This window comes from Thermodesulfobacteriota bacterium (assembly GCA_040754335.1).
GTDB lineage: Bacteria > Desulfobacterota_D > UBA1144 > Nemesobacterales > UBA2774 > 2-12-FULL-53-21.
Map to the genome: position 1 here is coordinate 182,966 of JBFMCV010000002.1, position 23,421 is coordinate 206,386.

General features: G+C 55.6%; 25 protein-coding genes and 1 tRNA gene. 13 read left to right on the top strand and 13 right to left on the bottom strand.

Features of this window, described 5'->3' with window-relative positions; all coding sequences use genetic code 11:
- Positions 1 to 33: 33 nt before the first annotated feature.
- Entirely contained in the window at positions 34 to 759 is a 726-nt protein-coding gene (locus AB1598_04195; protein ID MEW6144202.1) for a CpsB/CapC family capsule biosynthesis tyrosine phosphatase, read from the top strand.
- 21 nt (positions 760 to 780) lie between these two features.
- Here AB1598_04195 and AB1598_04200 read toward each other — a convergent pair whose 3' ends face one another.
- From AB1598_04200 to AB1598_04225, 6 genes are all read right to left on the bottom strand, one after another.
- Positions 781 to 1,071, bottom strand: coding sequence for a DUF1844 domain-containing protein (locus tag AB1598_04200; protein MEW6144203.1), 291 nt, complete (start codon positions 1,069 to 1,071; stop codon positions 781 to 783).
- 98 nt (positions 1,072 to 1,169) lie between these two features.
- Entirely contained in the window at positions 1,170 to 2,165 is a 996-nt protein-coding gene (locus AB1598_04205; protein MEW6144204.1) for a DnaJ C-terminal domain-containing protein, read from the bottom strand.
- A 66-nt stretch (positions 2,166 to 2,231) separates the two neighbouring features.
- Positions 2,232 to 2,684, bottom strand: a complete 453-nt coding sequence (locus tag AB1598_04210) for an Hsp20/alpha crystallin family protein (protein ID MEW6144205.1) — start codon at positions 2,682 to 2,684, stop codon at positions 2,232 to 2,234.
- A 91-nt stretch (positions 2,685 to 2,775) separates the two neighbouring features.
- On the bottom strand, positions 2,776 to 3,846 hold the full coding sequence (locus AB1598_04215; protein ID MEW6144206.1) for an Mrp/NBP35 family ATP-binding protein: 1,071 nt from the start codon (positions 3,844 to 3,846) through the stop codon (positions 2,776 to 2,778).
- Between the two features lie 24 nt (positions 3,847 to 3,870).
- Positions 3,871 to 4,281, bottom strand: coding sequence for a metal-sulfur cluster assembly factor (locus tag AB1598_04220; protein ID MEW6144207.1), 411 nt, complete (start codon positions 4,279 to 4,281; stop codon positions 3,871 to 3,873).
- Between the two features lie 328 nt (positions 4,282 to 4,609).
- Positions 4,610 to 5,080 carry a DNA starvation/stationary phase protection protein gene (locus tag AB1598_04225; protein MEW6144208.1) on the bottom strand — a complete coding sequence of 157 codons (471 nt, stop codon included), beginning with the start codon at positions 5,078 to 5,080 and terminating at the stop codon, positions 4,610 to 4,612.
- 167 nt (positions 5,081 to 5,247) lie between these two features.
- Here AB1598_04225 and AB1598_04230 point away from each other — a divergent pair, with 167 nt between their 5' ends.
- From AB1598_04230 to AB1598_04240, 3 genes are all read left to right on the top strand, one after another.
- On the top strand, positions 5,248 to 5,649 hold the full coding sequence (locus AB1598_04230; protein MEW6144209.1) for a Fur family transcriptional regulator: 402 nt from the start codon (positions 5,248 to 5,250) through the stop codon (positions 5,647 to 5,649).
- A gap of 80 nt (positions 5,650 to 5,729) precedes the next feature.
- Positions 5,730 to 6,752: a YaaC family protein gene (locus AB1598_04235; protein ID MEW6144210.1), complete on the top strand. Its 1,023-nt coding sequence runs from the start codon at positions 5,730 to 5,732 to the stop codon at positions 6,750 to 6,752.
- A 74-nt stretch (positions 6,753 to 6,826) separates the two neighbouring features.
- Entirely contained in the window at positions 6,827 to 7,111 is a 285-nt protein-coding gene (locus AB1598_04240; GenBank protein MEW6144211.1) for a HigA family addiction module antitoxin, read from the top strand.
- Between the two features lie 3 nt (positions 7,112 to 7,114).
- On the opposite strand, the gene AB1598_04245 is transcribed toward AB1598_04240, so the two are convergent.
- A complete protein-coding gene (locus tag AB1598_04245; protein ID MEW6144212.1) occupies positions 7,115 to 7,921 on the bottom strand; it encodes an alpha/beta hydrolase in 807 nt (268 codons plus the stop codon).
- 313 nt (positions 7,922 to 8,234) lie between these two features.
- Between AB1598_04245 and AB1598_04250 the strand changes: the two genes are divergently transcribed.
- Entirely contained in the window at positions 8,235 to 8,819 is a 585-nt protein-coding gene (locus tag AB1598_04250; GenBank protein ID MEW6144213.1) for a GNAT family N-acetyltransferase, read from the top strand.
- Positions 8,820 to 8,843: 24 nt separating this feature from the next.
- Here AB1598_04250 and AB1598_04255 read toward each other — a convergent pair whose 3' ends face one another.
- Entirely contained in the window at positions 8,844 to 9,920 is a 1,077-nt protein-coding gene (locus tag AB1598_04255; protein MEW6144214.1) for a 5-(carboxyamino)imidazole ribonucleotide synthase, read from the bottom strand.
- Positions 9,921 to 9,944: 24 nt separating this feature from the next.
- Positions 9,945 to 10,442 carry a 5-(carboxyamino)imidazole ribonucleotide mutase gene (gene purE / locus AB1598_04260; protein ID MEW6144215.1) on the bottom strand — a complete coding sequence of 166 codons (498 nt, stop codon included), beginning with the start codon at positions 10,440 to 10,442 and terminating at the stop codon, positions 9,945 to 9,947.
- Between the two features lie 228 nt (positions 10,443 to 10,670).
- Between purE and AB1598_04265 the strand changes: the two genes are divergently transcribed.
- Complete coding sequence (locus AB1598_04265) at positions 10,671 to 12,254, top strand: NADH-quinone oxidoreductase subunit M (protein MEW6144216.1); 1,584 nt, start codon at positions 10,671 to 10,673, stop codon at positions 12,252 to 12,254.
- On the opposite strand, the gene AB1598_04270 is transcribed toward AB1598_04265, so the two are convergent.
- From AB1598_04270 to AB1598_04280, 3 genes are read right to left on the bottom strand one after another with little or no spacing between them, the layout of a single operon-like run.
- Positions 12,193 to 13,224, bottom strand: coding sequence for a MoxR family ATPase (locus tag AB1598_04270; GenBank protein MEW6144217.1), 1,032 nt, complete (start codon positions 13,222 to 13,224; stop codon positions 12,193 to 12,195). The genes AB1598_04265 and AB1598_04270 overlap by 62 nt on opposite strands.
- Positions 13,217 to 14,842, bottom strand: a complete 1,626-nt coding sequence (locus tag AB1598_04275) for a tetratricopeptide repeat protein (protein MEW6144218.1) — start codon at positions 14,840 to 14,842, stop codon at positions 13,217 to 13,219. Before AB1598_04275 ends, AB1598_04270 begins: the two co-directional genes overlap by 8 nt.
- Positions 14,839 to 17,901, bottom strand: coding sequence for a DUF4175 family protein (locus AB1598_04280; protein ID MEW6144219.1), 3,063 nt, complete (start codon positions 17,899 to 17,901; stop codon positions 14,839 to 14,841). Before AB1598_04280 ends, AB1598_04275 begins: the two co-directional genes overlap by 4 nt.
- A gap of 98 nt (positions 17,902 to 17,999) precedes the next feature.
- On the opposite strand from AB1598_04280, the gene AB1598_04285 reads away from it, so the two are divergent.
- From AB1598_04285 to AB1598_04310, 6 genes are all read left to right on the top strand, one after another.
- Positions 18,000 to 18,428, top strand: coding sequence for a 6-carboxytetrahydropterin synthase (locus tag AB1598_04285; protein MEW6144220.1), 429 nt, complete (start codon positions 18,000 to 18,002; stop codon positions 18,426 to 18,428).
- A complete protein-coding gene (locus AB1598_04290) occupies positions 18,356 to 18,856 on the top strand; it encodes a 6-carboxytetrahydropterin synthase (GenBank protein MEW6144221.1) in 501 nt (166 codons plus the stop codon). Before AB1598_04285 ends, AB1598_04290 begins: the two co-directional genes overlap by 73 nt.
- On the top strand, positions 18,846 to 19,400 hold the full coding sequence (gene folE, locus AB1598_04295; GenBank protein MEW6144222.1) for a GTP cyclohydrolase I FolE: 555 nt from the start codon (positions 18,846 to 18,848) through the stop codon (positions 19,398 to 19,400). The genes AB1598_04290 and folE overlap by 11 nt, the downstream gene beginning before the upstream one ends.
- A gap of 75 nt (positions 19,401 to 19,475) precedes the next feature.
- Complete coding sequence (gene hemA / locus AB1598_04300; GenBank protein MEW6144223.1) at positions 19,476 to 20,801, top strand: glutamyl-tRNA reductase; 1,326 nt, start codon at positions 19,476 to 19,478, stop codon at positions 20,799 to 20,801.
- Positions 20,773 to 21,693, top strand: coding sequence for a hydroxymethylbilane synthase (hemC, locus tag AB1598_04305; protein MEW6144224.1), 921 nt, complete (start codon positions 20,773 to 20,775; stop codon positions 21,691 to 21,693). The genes hemA and hemC overlap by 29 nt, the downstream gene beginning before the upstream one ends.
- Before the next feature lie 94 nt (positions 21,694 to 21,787).
- Positions 21,788 to 22,627, top strand: a complete 840-nt coding sequence (locus AB1598_04310) for an exonuclease domain-containing protein (GenBank protein MEW6144225.1) — start codon at positions 21,788 to 21,790, stop codon at positions 22,625 to 22,627.
- Between the two features lie 71 nt (positions 22,628 to 22,698).
- On the opposite strand, the gene AB1598_04315 is transcribed toward AB1598_04310, so the two are convergent.
- Positions 22,699 to 23,154, bottom strand: coding sequence for a hypothetical protein (locus AB1598_04315; GenBank protein MEW6144226.1), 456 nt, complete (start codon positions 23,152 to 23,154; stop codon positions 22,699 to 22,701).
- Between the two features lie 153 nt (positions 23,155 to 23,307).
- Between AB1598_04315 and AB1598_04320 the strand changes: the two genes are divergently transcribed.
- Positions 23,308 to 23,384: transfer RNA gene (locus tag AB1598_04320), tRNA-Met, on the top strand.
- Positions 23,385 to 23,421 lie beyond the last annotated feature (37 nt).

The following is a 23,421-nucleotide window of genomic DNA, read 5'->3' on the forward strand; positions in this document are numbered from 1 at the left end:
ACGACACGTTTTCCTTGTATATACTTCTACGGGATGATCGACATACACTGCCACCTTCTGCCGAACATAGACGACGGTCCCAAGAGCTGGGAAGAGAGCATAGAGATGGTCAGGATCGCGTGCGGGGACGGGATAAGGGGTGCCGTCACTACGCCTCACTGGATACAGGGCACGAACTGGCAGCCGAGCCCGGATACCGTGAGGGGCCTCGTAGAGGAGTTCAACGTCAGGATCAGGAACGAGGGCCTCGATTTCGAGGTGTATCCGGGGATGGAGATAGGTATCATCCCGGACCTGCCCAGGGTTCTCTCGAACGGAGACGTGCTCACCCTCGCCGAGAGCGATTTCATACTCATCGAGATACCGTTCTACAACCTCCCGCTCGGGATCGAAGAGGTCATATTCGGTCTCGAGTCAATGGGGAAGACGGCGGTGCTCGCTCACCCGGAGCGTAACCGCGAGTATCAGGGGACGCCCAGGAGGATAATGGACCTCGTAGGCATGGGGGCTCTCGTGCAGGTGACGGCTTCGAGCTTGACAGGCGGGTTCGGGGACGCGGCCAGGAGCTGCTCGATCGAGTTCGCGAAGCTGGGCGTGCTCCATTTCGTCTCGTCGGACGCGCATTCGAAGAAGCACAGGACGCCTGTCGTATCGAACGGCCTTGCTGTTATAGAGAAGAAGATCGGAAGGGAAGCGGTCGACGATATAGTTTCCAATACCTATCAGATAATCAAGGGCAAATCCCGCGCGACGGGATGAGTGTGCCCGCCTTATCGCCCGCTATTCAGCTTTCGAGTGCTGGAGGAACTTGAGCCTCAGGTTGTATAGGATGTCGTCGAGGAGCTTGTCCTCGTCCTCGTCGAGGTTCCCGGTCGTCTTGTCCTTTATTATCTCGAGTATCTCGATCGTGTGCTTTGCGGCGGGTATGTTGACGCTCCGCGACCTCGATTCCGGGTCGGGTATCTCGCCCATATGTATCAGCGAGGACGCGTTCAGCGAAAGTATGAACGCCGAGAAGTCCATCTTGAGCTCTCCCGAGCCCTTGGTCTTGGATTTCGTTTCATCGCTCATTTTTGTTTCCTCCTCCGGCTTTGCCCGCTCTCCCGCATAGATGTTTTTCGGCGCGAAGCACGGGAACGGGGCCGCACGCCCAGCGTCCGGAGACATTATTATCTCATATACCTGCCGAATTTCACCCTCGGGTTATAGGGGTGCGATCTTTCGAGCTCTTCGAACCTCTTCCTGTCTTCCTCGCTTATCTCCTCGGGCATCGCTATCTTTATCTCGATGTACTGGTCGCCCCTGGCCTTTGTCTTAAGGTTCGTGACGCCCTTGCCCTTAAGTCTCAGTTTGGTTCCGCTCTGCACTCCGGGCGGGATCGCCATTTCAGCGGTCCCGTCGATGGTCGGCACCTCTATCTTCTTGCCGAGCGCGGCTTCGTAGACCGTCACCGGTACTTCGAGGTATATGTCGTCGCCCTTTCTGCTGAATATCGGATGCGGCTTCACCTTCACCCTGAGATAGAGGTCTCCCTTCGTGCTCCCCCGCGCCTCTCCCTTGCCCTGGACGCGTATCCTTGAGCCGTTGTCGACGCCTGCGGGGATCCTGACTGAGAGCTTCTCGGTCTCGACCCCCTCCTGCTTCTGCCTGCTTATGGACAGGTCCCTGACGCCGCCCTTGATCGCGGTGTCGAAGTCTATCTCGATCTGGTATTCGAGGTCCCTCCCCCTCGCGGGCCTTTCCTTGGTCACGGTGCTGAAAATGTCCCTGAACGCCTCGCCCCTGCTCCTGCCGGGCCTTCCTTCGCCGGCGAAACCGAATATGTCCTTGAATATGTCCTCGAACCCCGAGAAATCGTTCGCGCTGTAGCTGTACTCGTACGCCTGCCCTCCGGGCGTCTCCCCGGCACGCCTCCAGGTGGTCCTGCCCCCGGGCCTGAACTCCGCAGAGCCGAACATGTCGTAGGTCTTCCGCTTCTCCTCGTCCGAGAGCACCTCGTGCGCCTCCTGCACCTCTTTGAATTTCTCCTCGGCGTCCTTGTTGTCGGGGTTGAGGTCTGGGTGGTATTTCCGGGCGAGGCTCCTGTAGGCCTTTTTAATCTCTTCTTTTGTCGCGCTTTTCGATACGCCCAATATCTTGTAGTAGTCTTTAACCGTCGATGCCATTTATATTGTCTGGGGGCTATTCCGTCCTCCCGGCCGGGGCCGGACAAGGACAGAATAGCCATAAACTCATTTTACGTCAATCGTGATCTGTTTCGGCTTTGCCTCTTCCTTCTTGGGTAAATGGAGATCGAGGATGCCGTTATTAAAGGTAGCCTTGATTTTATTCGCGTCAACATTGTTGGGAAGCGAGAAGCTCCTCACGAACCTGCCGTAGGACCTCTCTATCCTGATGTAATTTTCCCTGGGGACCTTCTCCTCGAACTTCTTCTCCCCCTTTATCGTGAGCGTGCCGTCCTTGAGGTCGATCTCTATGTCTTCCTTATTTACGCCCGGCAGATCGGCCGTGACCACGAACTCCTCACCGGTGTCGTGTATGTCCACGGCAGGCGCCCACGCGCCCCTCATGAGGTCTTCGTCCCCTTCCGCCGCACCTCTCAGCGTATCGTCGAAGAGCCTGTTGATCCGGTCCTGAAGGGAACCGAAGTCTCTCCAGGGATCGAACGTCCTTAAAGTTCTCATCTTAATTCCCTCCTTGTATGTTGATTTATAACCATAAAATAATCATCGGAGGGTTCGAGTCAAGCCGGATTTATATGAAAATAGACTGTGGTTACGGGTGGTTCTCTATGGATTCGAGCACTACGTCGGCTAGTTTCATGAACGCCTTGGCCGCGGTGCTCTCGGGTCTGGATATGACGACGGGGACGCCCGAGTCGCCGCCCTTTCTTATCTCGGGGTCTATCGGTATCTCACCCAGGAACGGCACCTCGAATTTCTCGGCCATCCTCCTGCCGCCGCCCCTCCCGAAGATGTCTATATTCTCTCCTCCGGGGGCCTCGAGGTAACTCATGTTTTCCACTATGCCGAGTATGGGGACGTTGAGCTTCCTGAACATCTGCACGCCGCGCCTCACGTCTATGAGGGCCACGTCCTGTGGCGTCGTCACTATGAGGCCGCCGCTCAGCGGAGCGGTCTGGACGAGGGACAGCTGCGCGTCGCCCGTGCCCGGAGGGAGGTCTATGACGAGGTAGTCAATGCCTGTCCACTCGACGTCCTCAATGAACTGCTTTATCGCGCCATGCACCATCGGCCCGCGCCAGATTACGGTCTCGTCCTCGCTGATCAGGAAACCGATCGACATGAGCTTCAGTCCATATTTTTCTAACGGTATTATTCTGTTCTGCTCCGTAGCGTGGGGTCTGTCCTTGACGCCCAGCATTATGGGCAGGCTGGGCCCCCAGATGTCGGCATCCATGAGCCCGACGCCCTTCCTCTTCATGGCCATAGCCACGGCGAGGTTCACCGCGACTGTAGATTTCCCGACGCCGCCCTTGCCGCTCGCGACCGCTACGTAGTGCTTTATCGCCGGGAGCTTCGACGGGGCTTCGGCTCTCGCGGGCCCCTGTCCGGGAGCGGGTTTCGGCTCTCTCGCGCCGATCTCTATATCGACGCCCGAGACGCCCGGGGTTTCGAGTAAGGCGGTCCTCACGGACTCGCCTATCTCGGTTTCGAGCTTCTTGTCGGGCTTGGGCAGCAGGAGCGACACTGTCACTCGGCCGCCCTCGACTTTCACGTCCCTGACTATTCCGAACGATACAATGTCTCTTGTGAATCCGGGGTACCTGACCTTCCTGAGGACGCTCCGGATCCCCTCCTGTGTGATTTCCGTTGAGATGGTTATTTCTCCTTATCTGACGGCAGCGGCTTATGCGATCCCGAGTTTTTCCTTGGCGTGCTCCGACATCATGTCGGGGTTCCAGGGCGGGTCCCATACGACTTCGACGAGCACGTTGTTAGCGCCTATCTCCCTTACGGCCGCCTCCGCCTGCTGGGCTATCATCGCGCCCATGCCGCAGCCGGGGGTCGTGAGGGACATCTTTATGCTCACGTTATTCCCGGAGGAAATCTTCACGTCGTATATGAGTCCAAGGTCGACGATGCTCACCGGAATCTCCGGGTCGTACACGTTCTGGAGCGCGTTGTAGACGTCCTCTTCCGTGAGGACTACACCGCTCGTCGCCGCTTCCGGTTTATCGAATTTGGTCAGCGTGACGCCTTTTTCAGCCGCGCCCGCCGGTTCTTCTTTCTTTATGCCTATGACTTTCTTGAATCCCATGGTCTGCCTCCCCCGTCCGGTCTTTATATACGGAACATACGGACGGTTGCATCCGTTTATCGTCGATCGTCTTTCAAGCTTTATTATACCGTACGAGGCCCATTCCCGGTAATCGCCGCCGGGACCGGGCAAGAATCTAACATCCGGGCTTGAGAGGGTCAAATTTTCATTAAGATTCTGTCATTCCCTTCCCCCTTGAGGGACGGTTCTAAGCGCGCGCAAGAACCGGTCGTATCTACAACGAAGCTGATATAGCCAATTAACTTCTGCTTCAGTGCCGCCTAAACCAAATTAGGGTAGGGTGAGGGTGTACATTAAAATAAATCCATCACTCCAGATACGACCTCAGCATCCAGGCCATCTTCTCGTGCGTCTCCATGAGCCCGGTGAGATAATCGCTCGTCCCCATGTCGTTGTACTTCTCGTCGCAGGCGCGGAGGTCCTTCCTGAGCTTCTTTATAATGCTCTCGTGGTCATGCAGGAGAGAGCGCACCATGTGCTGGGCGTCCGTCCCCTTGGTCGTGTCCTCTTCGAGGGTCTTATGGTCGAGCATCTCCTGGAGCGAGCCGAGCGCGTGTCCGCCCACTGTCCTCGCCCTCTCGGCGACGTCGTCCACTATCCCTTCGAGCGCCGTGTACTGGGCCTCGAAGAACTTGTGGAGGTCGTTGAACTGCATCCCGGTCACGTTCCAGTGGTAGCCCCTCGTTTTCGTATATAGCACGTATTCGTCGGCCAAGACCCTGCTTAGAATCTTCACTACCTGAGCGCTCTGCTTTTCGTCTATTCCGATGTCGGTCATGATTTTCAAAGCCTCCTTTTTGATCTCTTGATAATAGCATAACAGAGTGATAATATATATCAAGTGATAATTCTTCTTAACTGGAAAATATAATCATTTACAAAGGTGGTCTATGCGGGTAAACTATGAAAATCGTGAGAGACAGAGCGATTAAACTAGAAAAATTAATGGCAAAGAGCAGGGAAAAGGGGCTTAAGCTCACCCCCCAGAGGATGGCGATATTCGACATCCTGGCTGAAGACGACCGCCACATGACAGCGGACGAGATATATCAGAAGGCCAGGGTCGAGTACCCCATGCTCTCCCCCGCGACCGTCTACCGGAACATGGAGCAGCTGGTCGAAGCCGGGCTGCTGACGCACCTCGACCTCGGAGGCCCCTCCACGAGGTACGACACCAACCTGGAGGAGCACCACCACTTCGTCTGCGAGAAATGCGGCAAGGTCACGGACGTCTATCTCAAGGACATCCGTTACGAGCTCGACCCCGAGAAATCCGACCTATCCGACGCCCGCATCGACTCCCCGCAGCTCTACCTGCATGGGGTGTGCGCGGAGTGCGGGACTTGATTCTAACCAAAATTAACTCTAAGCTTTTTTAATTTTCGAAAGTTAGGGTTGAGAAAATAAAGCGATTTCAATGAATAGTTATGGCATTATTAAAATTGCCTCATATAGGCAAGTTAGAGAATAATATTTTTATACGAACTGACAACCCATTGAAAGAAATATGGGAACATATCCTTTTATTGGGCGACTTTCATTTTCTTTCTAAGAGATGGGAAAATCAATCCACGGAAACAATTACAACTGTCTCAACTAGTATCAAACAGGCACATGAATATTTCATAGCAAGTAAAAGTGCAACTTTGCTCACGAGACCTTTATTGATTTATTATTGCTTTATATGTTTAGCCAAAGCTGTGCTTTACCTCACAGAAAATAAGCCTCATGATCTTCATGGATTAGGTCAACCCGAAGTCTCAGAATCACTTTTAGATGTTAGTGTAACGTTAAAGAGTAAAGGTATATTTCCTTGCTTGGCAGAATATTTGGGATATAAATATAAATCTGGTCAACAAATATCAATTGAACAATTTGTAGTTAATGTTATTGAATTAATAGAATCTTATGAACGATATTACAATAAATCTGGACTCGTAATCACTCCAAAAGTGGAAGTATTCTTGGATGGGGACATAAATATATTTTTTGAATCGTCTTTATTCGGTAACAAAAGTAGTGAAGATTTTAGAGCTTTATTAGAGCGGAACACTAATTTATTTGATGACTTTCAGGAAGTTGAGAATGAAACGGGTATTGAGCTAAATATAAGAAATCCAATACCCAAAGATCGTCTTAATATCGATGGTGCAGCTTTAATGAAAAAGCATTTTAGTCATAGTGTATATCCTGATTCGCGATATTACCTGAATTTACATGATGAGGATATTAGGGTTCCCTCAACATTAGCCTATTTGGGAATCATGTTCACCTTGGGCTCGATTGTACGGTACTACCCTAAAGAGATAGATCGATTTCTTAGTGATAAAAACACATCTAATATTTGGTTTATCCAACAGCTTTGTGATTGTGCTGAAAGAGTTTTTCCAAACCTGATGCTTAATCATTATTACAATACAAATTTTATATTTGCAGCAAGCTCTTGGTAATAGATGTCATATGAAACTAAAAGCAATTATAAAAGTTTTTTTGTCGTTATATCATAGGAGCCAAAACAATGCGTATGTATAACCCGCCGCATCCAGGTGCCTTTCTAAAAGAGGAAGTTATAGATCCCTTCAAGCTGACCGTTACGACTGCATCTAAAATACTCGGTGTGACCAGGCCGGCATTATCCAGACTTCTAAACGGCAGGGCATCGCTTTCGCCTGAAATGGCCTTACGCTTTGAAAAGGCTTTCGGCCTCAAGATGGATACATTGCTTAGAATGCAGACTTCCTATGACATAGCCCAGGCCAGAAAAGCCGCCAATAAAATCAAAGTAGAGCGCTATCGGGTTCGAGCCTGAATCCTACCCCGTATGCTTCACCAGAAAGTCCATCGTCTTCTTGTTGAACTCCTCGACGTTCTCGTAAAGCCCGGCGTGGGCGCAGTCCTTGAATACTATCAGCTCCGTGTTCTTGATGTTCTTCGTCATACGGTCGGCGAAGCGGGTCGAGCACACCATGTCGTACTCGCCGAAGGTTATCAGCGTAGGCGCTTTTATCTTGCCCAGCTGCGCCTCGCAGTCGTGCGCGAGCACCGCGCCGCTCTGTCTCATAAACGCTTCCACGGGCTGAGCGGGCCTGCTCCTCACGAAGTCGGAAAGCGCCTTTATGTATTCGGGCTTGGATGCATAAAGCATTGGCGTGAAACACCAGGGGAATATGCCGAGTATGACGGCCTCCGCCACGCTGCCTAGAGCTTTCGCCGTCACGCGCCAGCCTTCGACCACTGTCTGGAGGAACGGGTCCGACTTCGTCCACCCGCTGTGGAGAGATAGCGACTTCACCTTGGCCGGATATTTCGCGGCGAGCCACATCGCCGTCGCCGCTCCCAGAGATACCCCCATCACGTGCGCGGTCTTTATACCCAGTTCGTCCATGAAGGCGGCCACGTCGTCGGCGAATAGCTCCATAGAGTACGTCCCTTCGGGCTTGTCTGTTTCTCCCGCGCCTCTAGGGTCGAGCGATATACACTCGAAGCTCTTTCCGTACTCGGGCGTCTGGAAGGCGTAGCAGGCGTTGTCGGCGCTCAGATAAGGGATCATTATCAAAGGCTCTCCCTGTCCCGTCTTCTCGTAATTGATGTTGATACCGTTGGCTTTTACTTTAGGCATTTAATTTCCCCCCTGTTCGTGTAATTAAATGAAAAAATAAATACGGACTACAAGTCCATACTATCACATTTGGAGTTACAAAGGTATAGGCTAAAAGCGGCACGGAATAAATAATTCAGCACGCGCCATGACATACTGGGCGGACTTTGTGAGGACTTGCGGCGGCGGCCTTCCGGAGCTCCCTCCGGCTTCTGCAATCGGTCGTATCTGAATCCCTCCGTCCGGTATGCAATCTAAAATGTATTATATAGATAGGCTTCGGACGACTCATGATCGCGAGTTTCCGGCAAATGAACCTGGGAGAGAATAAATAATGTCTGGCAGGCTGATAATGACCGCTAAGGTGGCCGATACGGAGAGGTGCCTGGCCGTACTGACGCTGGCTTTCGGAAGCGATCCGGCGGCGCGCTGGACGTGGCCCGATCAGAGGCAGTACCTGGAGGCGTTCCCGCGCTTTGCGCTCGCTTTCGGAGGAGCGGCTATCGGCCTCGGGACCGCTCACTATTACGAGGGCTTCGCGGGAGTGGCACTATGGCTGCCGCCGGGCGCTGTGCCGGACGAGGAATCCCTCATGAATGTATTTCAGGAGACAGTTGACGGTTACAGGAGAGATACTGTCTACTCGGTGATGGAGCAAATGGAAACATATCATCCCACGGAGCCTCACTGGCATCTGCCGCTCATCGGGGTCGATCCGGCGATGCAGGGCCGTGGGATCGGCTCGGTGCTCCAGCGTCACGTCCTCGACATCTGCGACAGGGAAGAAACACTTGCCTACCTCGAGGCTACGAGTGCGAGGAGTGTCCGGTTATACGAGCGGCTGGGGTTTGAACCCCTCGGCACGATTCAGGCGGGAGATTCCCCTCCTATCGTTCCGATGCTGAGAAGGCCGCGGTAGCGCGCTTTCACACTGCACGGATTTTCAGCGTTTTTTCTTGCGGGGAGCGGTCAGCGGCTTCAAAATCGTCACGTGCCCCATCTTCCGGCCGTCCTTTATCTCCGATTTCCCGTAGAGGTGGACGCAGGCGTTCCCGGTTTTGTACCATTTTGCTGCCTTTGTCACGTCATTGCCGAGGAGGTTTATCATCTCGGCGTCCGAATGCCTGCCTGGCTCGCCCACGGGCAGTCCGCACACGGTGCGCACGTGCTGCTCGAACTGCGAGCAGGCGCATGCGTCTATAGTCCAGTGCCCGGAGTTGTGAGTGCGGGGCGCGATCTCGTTGGCCAGTATCCCGCCCTGCTTCGTGACGAACATCTCCAGAGCGAGCACCCCTCTAAGCCCGACCGAGTCCGCCAACAGGCGCGCCGCATCGAGCGCGCGTCCGGCCGTGCGCGCGGGTACAGGGGCCGGCGCCACGCTCCGGGATAGTATGTGGCGCTTATGCTCGTTAAGCACGGGACCGTAGAGGGCGCTCTTCCCGTGCTTGTCGCGCGCGATTATCACGGAGACCTCGCACGTGAAATCTACCGCCTCTTCGAGTATAAGCTCGCTCGAGTCGAGCTTGCTCCAGCTCTTCCCGGGGTCGTCTTTCAGTTTATGGACAAGCTGTCCCTTGCCGTCGTATCCGAGCCTCGCGGTCTTTAGCACGAACCTGTCTCCGCCTATCCCGCTCACGGCAAGCTCAATGTCCCGCGGACTCCGGACGGGTGCCCACTTCGCCGTAGGGATGCCTATGTCGTTCAGGTACTTCTTCTCCGTGATGCGGTTCTGGGAGATTTCGAGAAGCCTGTCGTTAGGATAGACGGGACGGAACTTCTGTAAGTAGCGAACGGTCTCGACCGGGATGTTCTCGAACTCGTAGGATACGATGTCGACGCTCTCTGCGAATTTTTTTAGCTTCTTCTTGTCGCCGTATTCGCCGACGAACGTCTTTGCCGCTACCTGAGAAGCGGGGCTGCCCTCATCAAAGGTGTATATGTGCGTCTTGATGCCGAGCCTCGCGGCAGCCAGAGCGCTCATGCGGCCTAATTGTCCGCCGCCCAGTATGCCTAATGTCATAGTTCTGGATTTCATCCGGTTATTTCAACGCCTGGGTTTTACGGCGACGCCCGCCGTCTGTTTCTTGCGGAACGCATCGAGCCTGGCCGCGACCTTTTCATCAGATATCGAAAGTATAGCCGCCGCGAGAAGGGCCGCGTTCTTCGCCCCTGCCGTGCCTATAGCGAGCGTGCCGACGGGTATGCCTGCCGGCATCTGCGCTATGGAGAGGAGGCTGTCTATTCCTTTTAGAGTCCTGCTCTCGACGGGCACTCCCAGTACGGGGAGCGACGTCATGCTGGCCGCCATGCCCGGAAGGTGCGCCGCTCCGCCCGCACCGGCGATTATAATTTTCAGCCCCCGCTCCCGCGCGGACTTCGCGTACTCATACAGGCGGTCAGGCGTCCTGTGCGCCGATACTATCCTTGTTTCGTGGGGTATCTTAAGGGCGTCCAACGTCTCGGCGGCGTTCTTCATCGTCTCCCAGTCCGACTGGGATCCCATTATGATGCCGACTGTGGGCTTCTTTGATGAAGGTGCCATCTCTTTTATGCTGGCCGCGGTGCAGAGTGGTTCCGGTGCTGAATTAATGAACTCCGGCCAATGCGTTTCTATCTGTGCATTCGTTATGACCGCCGCTCTTGGGTGTTTATTATTATGGAAAATGCCCTCCAAAGTCAAATCCCGACTCCTTGAAACGTCCCCCGCCTCAAGTATATTTAATGCCCTGTAATCGGCTTCTGCATCTTCATAACGAGGAATCATCCATAAATGGAATCATTGCTGGGCGGAAATCTCTCTCTCGTCATATTTTTCCCTCTCCTGGGTATACCGCTCGTCGTGCTCCTCTCCTACATATATAAGGGCTCCGATAAGGAGATGAAGATAGCAACCCTCGCAGTGACCCTCGTCGAGTTCGTCCTCTCGATACCGCTCTTCACATCTTTCGCGGGCGGGGTCGCCGGTATGCAGTTCGAGACCAAGATACCCTGGATTGCGAACCTCGGGATCAGCTACCACGTGGGTCTCGACGGCATAAGCCTCTTCCTCGTGCTGCTCACGACTTTCATAATGCCCATCACGGTGCTGAGCTCGTGGCACACGATCCACAAGGGCATGAGAGAATTCCTCATACTTATGCTCATTCTCGAGACCGCCCTCATCGGCACGTTCGCCGCCCTCGACATGATCCTCTTTTTCGTGTTCTGGGAGGCCGTGCTCATACCGATGTACTTCATAATAGGCATATGGGGGACGGAGAGGAGGATATACGCCGCCGTGAAGTTCTTCCTCTACACGGCGTTCGGAAGCGCACTCATGCTGATAGCGATACTATATCTCTTCTTCGAGCACATAAAGCAGTTCGGTGCGCCTTCCATGGACGTGCTCGATTTCTACAAGCTCACGGTCCCGTTCCACGGAATACTGAGCCCCCAGGGCCTGGCATTCCTCGCGTTCTTCCTCGCGTTCGCCATCAAAGTGCCGCTCTTCCCGTTCCACACGTGGCTCCCTGACGCGCACGTGGAGGCCCCTACGGCGGGAAGCGTGATACTAGCGGGCGTGCTGCTGAAAATGGGCACCTACGGCTTCGTCCGGTTCCTCATGCCTCTTTTCCCGCAGGCGACGGAGCAGTATCTGCCGATACTCATCGCGATAGCCATAATCGGCATCATATACGGCGCGTTCGTCGCGTTCGCGCAGAAAGACCTGAAAAAGCTAGTCGCCTATTCGAGCGTGAGCCACCTCGGGATGGTGATGCTCGGCATATTCGTGCTCAACATACAGGGCATCGAGGGCGGCATATACCAGATGATAAACCACGGGCTCTCGACAGGGGCGCTCTTCCTCATAGTCGGCATGATATACGAGAGGAGGCACACGAAGAAGATAGCTGAGTTCGGAGGGGTCGCGAAGGCGATGCCCGTGTTCGCCGCGTTCTTCATGCTTGCGACGCTCTCTTCGATCGGGCTCCCGCTGCTAAACGGGTTCGTGGGGGAGTTCCTGATACTGTTGGGCGCTTTCGAGTTCAACTACGTCTACGCGGTGCTTGGAGCTACAGGCATCATTCTCGGCGCCGTTTACATGCTGATGGCATACCAGAAGGTCATGTTCGGCCCGCTCGACAAACCTGAGAACAAGGCGCTCCACGATATAAACCTGAGGGAGATACTCGTGCTCCTGCCTATCGCGGTGATGATGTTCGTAATGGGCGTTTTCCCGAAGCCTTTTCTTTCCAAAATGGAGCCTTCCGTGGAAGCTTTGCTCGAAAGCAAGTTCCCTAATACTGCCGTCGTCAGGAAGCTCGGAGACGAACGTCCCCGAGAGGCTCAGTCTTCTCCAGAATCTCCCGAATAATATCCTCGGGCTTAACGCCTTCGGCTTCAGCCCTGAAATTGAGCACAATCCTGTGCTTGAGCACGGCTGGGGCGATCGCCTTAACGTCGTCGGTCGTCGGCGTGTATCTCCCCGAAAGCACGGCCCGCGCCTTGCTCCCCAGTATGAGGTACTGGGAAGCCCTCGGCCCTACGCCCCACGATACGCCCTGCCTTACAGAGTCGGGAGTGCCAGGGTCTTCGGGCCTCGTCGCGCGCGCGACCCTCACGGCGTATTCGGCCACATGGTCCGATACCGGGACCCTGTGAACGAGCTCCTGATACTCGAGTATCTTCTTCGAGTCGAGTATCTTCCTGGGCTCGGGCTTGTAGGTGCCCGTCGTCGTCTTCACTATCTCTACCTCTTCTTCGTAAGAGGGGTACGATACGTCAATCTCGAACATGAACCTGTCGAGCTCGGCCTCCGGGAGAGGGTAGGTTCCCTCCTGCTCTATGGGGTTCTGCGTGGCGAATACCAGGAACGGGGCCGCTATTGGGTAGGTCTCTCCGCCAACGGTCACTTTCTTTTCCTGCATCGCCTGAAGTAATGCCGCCTGAGTTTTGGGCGAGGCCCTGTTTATCTCGTCGGCGAGGAGTATGTTGCAGAATATGGGGCCGTGTATGAATCTGAAGAACCTAGTGTCCGAAGCCGGGTCCTTCTCCAGAACCTCCGAGCCCGTGATGTCTGAAGGCATGAGGTCTGGCGTGAACTGGACTCGGTTGAATTTGAGATTGAGCACCTGTGACAGCGTGCTCACGAGGAGCGTCTTCGCCAGCCCCGGAACGCCCACGAAGAGCGAGTGCCCCGAGGACATGAGGGATATGAGGAGGAGGTCTATGACCTTTTCCTGGCCGACTATGACCTTCCCGATCTCGCGCACGATCTCGCCCCTCACGGCGGCGAGCTCTTCCGCTTTCTGCCTGTCTTCCTGTGATTCGATTCCGTTATTCATGTTCTTCGTCCTTTTGCGTTAGTATTTCGAGGAACTTCATTTCCCTGTCCGCCTCTTCCGCCTTTCCCTGTTTTGCGTATATGGCGGCGAGGGCCGTATGCACCTCGGGGTCGAACGGGTTTATCGAGACGACCGCGAGATAGGATTCCTCGGCCTTCGGCAGATTCCCCAATTCGAGATATATTCTTCCGAGAACGAGGTGTATGTCCACGTTCTCGGGGTAAAACTCAAGGAGGGGGTCGAGTAATCCGAGCGCCCTGTCCGTTTCGCCCGATGCATTCAAAGCGGACGCGAGGCGCGTGGAAATGAGCGGAGAGCCGGGGTCGAAGCCGAGAGCCTTCTCGTATTCGTATGACGCGGAGCGCAGCCTGCCCCGTGCGCCCAGGAGGTCGCCCAGCCTCGTATGGCCGCGCGCCTTGCCGTTGTCTATGTCGACGAGGTCTTCGCTCCCGTCGCCTTTTTCCCCGTCCTTGTTGCTTATCCTTATGCCTTTCACTTTAACGCCCGGTATCTTTTCTGTCAGGTTTTTCCCCCGGAGGTATTTTTCCCAGGAGCCGTAGAACGCATCGAAGTCGAGGCCCGTGACGTCTTCTAGCGCGGCTTTATAGTCGTCCCTCGCCTTCATCGCCTCGAGGAGCCCCACGAGTCCCTCGTTCCCCCACCTGTCCACGAGGAAGCCCACGCTCGTGCCGGCCTGGGCGAAGGCCAGCTGCGCCTCGCGGGCGCTGTCGAGGAGCGCGAGCGACGGGTGCATCTTCTCGATCGGCACGAGGCCGTCTTTCTCGAGCGCCTGTGCGAGTATGGTTTCGTAGAACGGTGTGAGCACGTTCCGCTTCTCCTCCCTCCACCTCGACTCCTCGTACTTCGCTATGCCCTCGTGGAGCCAGACGGGGACTGTGTTCTCGCTCTTGAGGAATATGAGGTAATGCGTGTATTCGTGCGCGAGCGTGTCGGACCACGAATAGCCCTTGGGCAGGAGGCGCGGGGAGAGTATCATTATCCTGTTGAACTTGCATATGCCTACGACGCCCGTCTTCTCGACGTTCTCGGGCGGGAGAGTAGACGCGACGGTGAAGCTCTCGAGGTCAGGGTATATCTCGATTATTACGGGGTCTCCGGGATACTCCTCCAGGTCGAGGCCTATCTCGAACCTGGATTTCTCGAGCACGTCCTTTCCGTATTCGGCTATTATGTAGTCCTCGGGGTGCGCGTACCTTATCGTGAAATACTCGGTCTTCTCTTCCTTGAACTCGGGCTTCTTGCGGACGGAGTGCATTATGAATTCCATGAACCCGTCCTCCTCGTTTTTTTCGCGGGAAGGGTCCGCGTTGAGCGTTTTTTCGGCGTATTCGTACGCTTTACCGTAGTTGCCGAGATAGTATTCGGTCACGGCCTTGAGGTAATAAGCGTCGTGCTTTTCTTCATCGGTATTTGCAAGCCGGACCGCCTCGTCCGCCTTTTCCGACGCTTCGCTTATGTCCCATTTCCTTATATCGATCTCCCCCTCCTGGAGGAGGCTGCTGAGCCCGTCCTTCGGTTCAGGCGCCCCTGACGCAGCTGTGGAGAGGAGCATGAAGAGAGCGACTATAAGTCCCGCACAAAAGCGGATCGAATTCATTTTATTATCCTGTCGTAGTATTTCTTGTTCAGCTCGCTGTAGCCTTCGGGCGAGCCCCCTTTCATCGCCTCGAGTATCTTCTCCTTGAATTCCTTTCCTATCTCCGTCTCGGCGGCTTCGGGTATCTCTACGTATTCCGTATCCACTCCCTGCGTTCCCTGGCGCATCTGCTGCCGGCCGAGCACCATCGGCACAGGGGAGCCCTGCCCCTGCGCGCTCGCCTGCATCTTCTGAAGGAGGCTCTCGGCTTTCTCACGCGCCGCCTTGAGGGATTTGACCGCCTCGTCCTGGTTCGATATTGCCTTGGACAGCTCGTTCCCGCCGAGGTTGTCCGAAGCTCTGCCCATCTGGTCCTGGGCGTCCGAGAGCTCTTCGCCTATGTCGGGGCTCAGGAGCATCTCCTTTCTCAGATCCTCGACCTCGTCCGAAAGCCCGCCGGTGTCCTTCCTGATCTCGTCCTGCCTCTTTGCCATGCCGGAGGATTCGGGCGCTTCTTTATCCGCGCGGAGGAGGTCTTCGAGGTCCCTCGCGACCTCGCCCGCGAGCCGCTCCGAGTTCCCTAACTCCTCCCTTGCCGATTTCAGGTTTCCTACGCCCGCATCGCCCAGGTCACGGAGTCCCTTGGAGGTTTCCTCGACGTTCCTCGCGTTCTTGTGAGCCTCTTTCGTCTCCATCGAATCGAGCCAGTTCTTGAGCTCCTCGGCCTTCTGTATAAGGCTGTCGAGGAGATACGTACCCTCGGGCGAGCTTTCGTTCACTCCGCTCTTCGTGACCTTCGATTTCGCCTGCGAGAGGTTTTTTATTATCTCCTCCACTTTTTCCTTCTCCCGGTCTATAAAACTGCGCAGGCTGCCGCTTCCCGATCCTTCCTCCTCGAGCAGCGAATCCTTGAGACCCTGAGTCCTGTCTCTGAGCCCCGTCTCCTCCTTCTCGAGCCCCTCGAGCCTGGCTATGATCTCGCCGAGCTTCGACATATCCTGGGAGAGGGAAGACTGTCCGAACGACTGCATCCCGCCCTCGAGGGAGGCCATCATGCTCTCGAGACTCTGCTGGAGGCCCGCAAGCATCTGCATGGCCTTTTCGATGTTCCCTTCCTTCATCAGCTTCGCTATCTCATCGAGCTTATCCTGCATGTCTATCGACTTGAACGCGTCCCGGTTCAGAAATCCCTCCTGTATGTCGCCGCTCATTGCGCTCATCTTGCGCGCGAGCTCGGACATGAGCTTCTCGAGCTCGGCGAGCTTCTTCTCGATCTCCTGCTTGAGTGTCTGGTCGCCTGTCTCGTTAAGCTTCTTCATCATTTCCGAGAGCTCCGCGTACTCTTTCATGAGCTCTCTGCCCGCTAGGAGCGAGTCCCTCAGCTTCTCGCCCTTTATCATGGTGTCGAGGAACAGTATGTCCTCCTCGAACTCGGCGATCTCTCTCTTCATGAGCCTGCCTGCGCGGGGTATGTCCACGCTGGCGAAATTCTCGAACATTCCGCGGCGCTCAGCTAAGAGCTCGTCTATCCTCACATCCATGTTCGCGAGCCCGGCGAAGTACGTGTAATCGGAGCGGTTGTCTTCCTTCATGCCCTCAAGCGTTTTCTTGAGCGTGACGGACGCGCTCTCTATGCCCGCGGTGAGCTTCCGCTGCGTGTCCAGCATCTCTTCGATATTGACCGAGCCGAGAGTTCCCGCGCTTTCGTCCATCTCCGGCATAGCGGCGCTCTTCCCCGTCGCGGCGGATTTCTTTCCCGCACCCGAGGCTTCTATCTCGTCGCCCAGCACGCCTATCAGCTCTTCCATAAGACGCTCGGCATAGCTCATCACGTCCTTGTGCATCTTTGAGGCGTCCTTGAGCCTGACCGTGATAGCGTTCGATACCCCTCGTTTGCGCCCCGAGACGGAGTCGTTGTCTACGGCCTCCACGCGGAGCTTGAGAGTGTCGCCCGCCCCGAAATCGAGTCCGCCTGTGTCGAGCGTGTACTTGCCCTTGTAAGCGAGCGGGGCATCCTTCGCCTTCCCGATGAGCTTGCCGGATTTCCCTGATTCTCCCTCCCACGTGAGCATGAATTCGGTGAGGCCGTAGTCGTCCCGAGCGTCGTAGTTTATTTCTATCCTCCCGTCGGGGCCTGAATCTATCTCGTTCCCCTGGGGGGTGCTTATGGTGACTTCGGGTTTCATGTCTTCGCTCGACGTTATTTTATAGGACCTCGTCCTGAGCCCTCCGCCCTCGTCCGTTATCAGGTAGCTCCCGTCGCCCAGGACCTGGAATTCGGCCGTTATCTTTCCGTCTTCCACGGTCACCGGATAAGACGCCCCGTTCCCGGTTGCGAGCTTTCCTCCTTCGTACCTGCCGATGGGCTTCGCGGCGAGCCTGACCCTCGTACCCTTGAGGGCCTCTATGTCGCCTGTACTGTTTTTTATGGTTGCTGACGGGATTTTCGCATACCCTGGATAGCTGAGCGTTATCTCTATATCCGCGAGCCTTAGATTGGGCCCGCCTGAGGCGGGAGTGAGAGCGGAGCTGAATATAAAACTCCTGAATTCGCCTGCGGCCAGGAAGAGAGCTGCCGCTGCGATGACGGCTGCGCCCGCGGCCGGGAGGGAATATCTCCTGAGCTTCCCGAGAGGGAAAAGCGTTTTTTGGTCGATAGATACGAGCTTCCCCGTGACGGCTTCGATATGGGCCAGCGCCAGGGCGTCCGAAGTCCCGCGCGAAACATCCCCGGCTCTCACGGCTTCTTGAAGCTCAACCGCTGAGAGCGCGTCCTCGCCGAGCCCGGCCGTATTTTTCTCGAGCTCCGAGAATGCGTCCATGCCCGATTTGTTTTTGATCAGGGGGAGATAAATAAACCTGTAAAGACAGTAAGCAAGGCAGAATACGAGCGCGGCTTTGAGCGCGGCGTAATATAGCGGTGCTCTCCACGGCAGCGAAAGGAGAGAGACGGCCGCGAGCGCCGGCAGAAACACGAGCGCCGTGAGCGCAACCCCTTTCAAGAGCAGGAATTTCCTCCTCTTTTTTTCGAGTCCGCTAATGAGACTCCCGAGCTTTTCCCTGGAACCGGCTCTCCGCATGTATAAAAAAGATTACCTCACTCATCCGGCTTACGGAAGTTGGTACCCTCAATTAACTATGCTATCCTAATCGGTCGCCGGATATAAGAAGAATCCTGATGGGTTACAAGAAACTGCTTACGAAGAAAATGGAGTTTTCCGCCTCCCACCGTTACTGGAACCCGGGGTGGAGCGAGGAGAAGAACAGGGAGGTGTTCGGGAAGGCGGCGGGCCCCCACGGGCACGGGCATAACTACTGCCTCGAGGTGACCGTCGAGGGGGAGGTCGACCCCGGGACGGGGATGATAATAAACCTCTACGACCTCAAGACCATAATGAAGGAAGTGCTTACGGATTTCGACCACAAGCACTTAAACGACGACAACCCCCGCTTCATTGACCTCATACCGACGACCGAGAACATCGCCCGCGTCCTGTGGGACATCTTTGAGGACAGGCTCGGAGGAGATGCGAGGTGCAGACTCTACAGGATAAGGCTCTACGAAACGCCCGACCTATACGTCGATTACTGGAGGGAGCCGTCATAAGGGAAATAGCCGCGGTCACCAGGAGATACAGGTTCTCGGCGGGGCACAGGCTCTATATAAAGGGGCTTTCGGACGAGGAGAATCTGAGGATTTTCGACACCTGCTCGAACCCTAACGGGCACGGCCACGATTATTATCTCGAGGTGAGGGTCTCGGGGGGCATAGACCCGGAGACGGGAATGGTTATAAACCCGGAAGAGCTCGACACGACCGTGGGGGACGCGCTCGGGGAGCTCGATTACAAGAGGCTCGACATCGAAGTCCCCTATTTCACGGAACGCCAGCCCACGGGGGAGAACATAGCCGAATACCTGTGGAAGGGGTTGAGTGGACGTCTCGGAAAGAAGCTCGTACACCTGAGACTGAGCGAGACGTCGAGCAGCTATTTCGAATTCTTCGACGAGGAGGGATACCCGTATGAGCGTTGAAAAGGCCGTGAGAGAGATACTTATCGAGATAGGGGAGGATCCGGATAGAGAGGGGCTCAGGGATACGCCCAGCAGGATGGCGGATATGTTCAGGGAGCTTACAGCGGGATATGATGCGAGCCCCTATCAGATAATCCAGGAAGCACTCTTCAATATCAAGTACGACGAGATGGTCGTAGTGAAGGACATAGAATTCTACAGCCTCTGCGAGCACCACATGCTCCCCTTCTTCGGCAAGTGCAGCGTCGGATACATCCCTAACGGGAAGATAGTGGGCCTGAGCAAAATACCTAGGATAGTTGAAGTGTTTTCGAGGCGTCTCCAGGTTCAGGAGAGGATGACGGCCGAGATAGCGGACTTCCTCATGGAGGTGCTCAACCCGCTCGGGGTCGCCGTTGTGGCCGAGGCCCAGCACCTCTGCATGGCTATGAGGGGTATAATGAAGGCCGACGCAAGCATGCTCACGAGCTCGATGCGCGGGGCGTTCAAGAAAGACGAGAGGACGAGGGGAGAATTCCTGAGCTTCATAGGCAAACATGCCTGACCGCAGCCGGGATAGAAATAATCCCCGCCTCGTATATAATTAACGCCAGAGACACCAAACAAGGGCTAATTCGGGATGCAGCGCATCATAGTAGTCGGACTCAGCCACAAGACCGCGCCTGTCGAAATAAGGGAGCGGTTCTCATTCACCCAGGAAGAGCTCGAGGACGGGCTCGTAACGCTCGCTACCAAGAGCCACATCGAGGAATGCATGATAGTCTCCACCTGCAACAGGGTGGAGGTCTACGCGGTCTCCGAGAACGCGGACGGGTGCGTCGAGAGCGTGAAGGAGTTCCTCTCGGAGTTCCATTCCATAGCCGGGGACGCATTCTCCCCATACCTGTACGTTTCGGCGGGACACATGGCCGTGAGACACTTCTACAAGGTCGCGTCGGGGATAGACTCGATGGTCGTGGGCGAGCCCCAGATACTCGGCCAGATCAAACAGGCTTATAAAACGGCGGTGATAAAAGGCACGGCCGGGCTGATACTGAACAGGCTTTCTCACTCGGCGTTTTTCGTAGCGAAGAGGGTGAGGACAGAGACGGGCATAGGCTCGAGGGCCGTTTCCGTGAGCTACGTGGCCGTCGAGCTCGCGAAGAGGATTTTCGACAAGCTCACCCGGAGGAAGATACTGCTCGTGGGCTCGGGAGAGATGGCGGAGCTCGCCGCGAGGAACCTGATCCGGGCGGGCGTCGGCGAGCTGATAATAGCCAGCAGGAATTTCGAGAACGCGGCCTCCCTTGCCGAGAGGCTTAACGGTAAGCCCATAATGTTCGAAGAGGTCTTTTACAGCTTGAAGGACGTGGATATCATGATCACGGCCACGGGGTCGCCCGAGTTCATAATAAAACCGCAGCACGTGAAGGAGGCGCTCAAGCTCAGGAACAACGAGCCTATGTTCATGATAGACATAGCCGTCCCCCGCGACATCGACCCAAGGATAGGAGAGCTCGCGGACGTCTACCTCTACGATATAGACGACCTCAAGAACGTGCTCGACGAGAACATCAAGTCGAGAAAAGAGAACGCGGAGAAGGCGGAAGAAATAGTGATCGAGGTTGAAAAGGCGTTTCAGGCCTGGCTAAACAGCCTTAAGGTCGTGCCCGCCATAATAGACCTCAAGAAAAGGTTCGAGCAGATAAAAAAGAGCGAGGTCGAGAGGGCGCTCGCCAAGCTCGAGAATTACTCCGACAAGGACAAGGACGTCATCAGCCTGATGGCGTCGCGGATCATAGGCAAGATACTCCACGGCCCGCTGACCAATCTCAAGAAAGAGGCCTCCACGTCGCGCGGGGCCCTTTACGTCGATTCGGTTAAGAAGCTCTTCGAGCTCGAGACCGAAATCATGCTCATTGCCGAAGAAGAGGAAGATGAAGCGATCTTTCAGGATTGGAACTAGGGGGAGCCTGCTTGCCCTCTGGCAGGCGAATTACATCAAGGACCTCCTCCTGGCATCCCGCCCGGAGCTTCATCCGGAGATACGCATAATTAAAACCACCGGAGACAGGAACCTCGAATCCCCTCTTTCCGAGATCGGTGGGAAAGGGGTATTCGTCAAGGAGATAGAGGAGGCGCTGCTGTCGGAAGACGTGGACATAGCCGTCCACAGCATGAAAGACCTTCCGGCCGTGCTGCCTCCCGGCCTCGTCATCGGGGCTGTCGCCGAGAGGCACGACCCGAGGGACGCGCTCTTATCTGAGGGCGATATCAAGCTGGACGAGCTTCCGGAAGGCGCGCGCGTGGGCACGGGGAGCCTCAGGAGAGGGGCGCAGCTGCTCAACCTCATGCCCGGGCTCAGGATAGTGCCCATTAGGGGGAACGTGGACACGAGGGTCAAAAAACTGAGGGAGGGCGAGGAATACGACGCTGTCATTCTCGCAGCCGCGGGCCTCGGGCGGATGGGGCTCCTCGAAGAGGCCGCGGAAATCATTCCCGCCGACGTTATCGTGCCTGCCCCGGGACAGGGGATAATCGCCGTCGAATGCAGGGAGGGGGACGGGGGGACTAGGGATATCATCTCGGTCATCAATCACGGGGAGACATGGACTGCCGGCGCGGCCGAAAGGGCTTTCCTCAGGAGGCTCGGCGGGGACTGTAATATCCCGGCCGGGTGTTACGCGGAGGTCGGGGGGGATTGGGTAACGATCACGGGCATTCTCGCGTCGCCCGACGGGAAAACGGTGATCAGGGAGCATTCTTCGGGAGATGCCAATGACGCCGAGGCTTTGGGCCGCGCTCTTGCCGGGCTTATCCTCGACAAAGGCGGAGACAGGCTCACAGCGGCCCGCTGAGAACACATGCGGGTCAAATCATCGGTTCTCCTATTTCCTCCCTTTCAAAAATACGGGCTTTCGTGGTAGTATAGTATTCCATAAGGAGTGCGCTGTGCTGTACCAAAACCCTTCCGAAGTGCCTTTTGCTTTCCTCGACGTGGAAACTACCGGACTCGACCCCTCCCAGGGGGACAGGGTATGCGAGATAGCCGTGATAAAGACGGTGAACGGGAGCGTCGTCGGGGAGTTCTCGACGCTCGTCAATCCCGGCAGGTCCATACCCCAGAGCGCGGTATCCGTGCACGGCATAACGGATACGATGGTGAGGAGGTCGCCTTTTTTCAGGGACATCGCGAGGGACATACTGTCCGTGATAAACGGCTCCGTCATAGTCGCCCACAACGCGAAGTTCGACCTCGGGTTCCTCAGCATGGAATTCGGGAATTTGAAGCTCCCGCCCCCCGGAAATAACGTGATAGATACGCTCGGCATAGCGAGGAGGTACTACACATTTCCGAGCAACAGCCTGGGACAGATAGCCAAGTACATAGGGCTGCCCGCCGATAGCGGGCACAGGGCGCTCGCCGACGTGATGACTACCAGGGACGTCTTCCAGTATTTCCTCACCGACCTCGACAGGCGCGGGATAAGGCTAAAGAGGTTAAAGGACATAATGAAGCTCCAGGGAAAGTCTGTCGAGCTCGAAAGCCCCAGGGAGCTCGTGCTCCCGGCGGAGATAGAGCAGGCGCTCAGGGACAGGGGGAAGCTGAGGATCAAATACCTCTCGGCCTACAACGAGGACACGACCACCCGCGTCATCGAGCCCTATGACATAAGCGTCACGAAGGGGAGCACTTACATACACGCCTTCTGTCACCTGAGGAAGGAAAGATGCACCTTCAGGCTCGACAGGATACTCGAGTTCAAGACCGTAACTTCCTTAAAAAGCTGAGCCTCTTGTCTACTGCCCTTTGGATTTAATAACGGGTACGGTCATACCGGCGACAATCGTCCGCTGACACGCTACTGGACTGCCCTATGAATCGTGCCTGCTTCGCCGACTGAGCCTTTCTCGCCGTCGGGAGGAGTCTGGGGGACGGCTTCGGGCTCTTCCGTGCCCGTATTCTTCGAGCTGTCGGCGGGCCCTGAGTCCTTGTCGAGCATATCGGCCGAATCCCCGTCGGGAATCTGCCCGAGGTCGAGCTTGAGGTCGATGATCTCGGCTTCGAGCCTCTTGGTCTGGGCTATGAGCCTCTGGTTTTCTATCTTGAGGGTGTTAATTTCTTTTTTGAGGTCGGTTATGTATTTATCGAGCTTCGTGCTGTCCTGCTTTATCTGATCGAGCTCCTTCTGGGTCTGCTCGAGCGCGGTGTCGCCCGTCGAAGCCTGCTCCGGCTGTTTCCCGCTCTCGCATCCGGCGAGCATCGAAACTGAAAATATTACGGCCGCGGCAATGAAAAACGCGCTTAACTTTTTCATCTCATCTTCTCCTTAATGGTAATAACCCCGACTGATAATTTACTCTATATTTAACAGGTGTAAATGTCAATGAAAAGGGAGAATCCGGCGTATGTTACGGAGAAAACTTGACAGCGCGGGGAATATCCCATACCCTTATCCTTCCTAAACAGACGCGGGGTGGAGCAGCTTGGCAGCTCGTCGGGCTCATAACCCGAAGGTCGGAGGTTCAAATCCTCCCCCCGCTACCAAATACATAAATTTGTTACCCTACATTCCGGTCTCTGT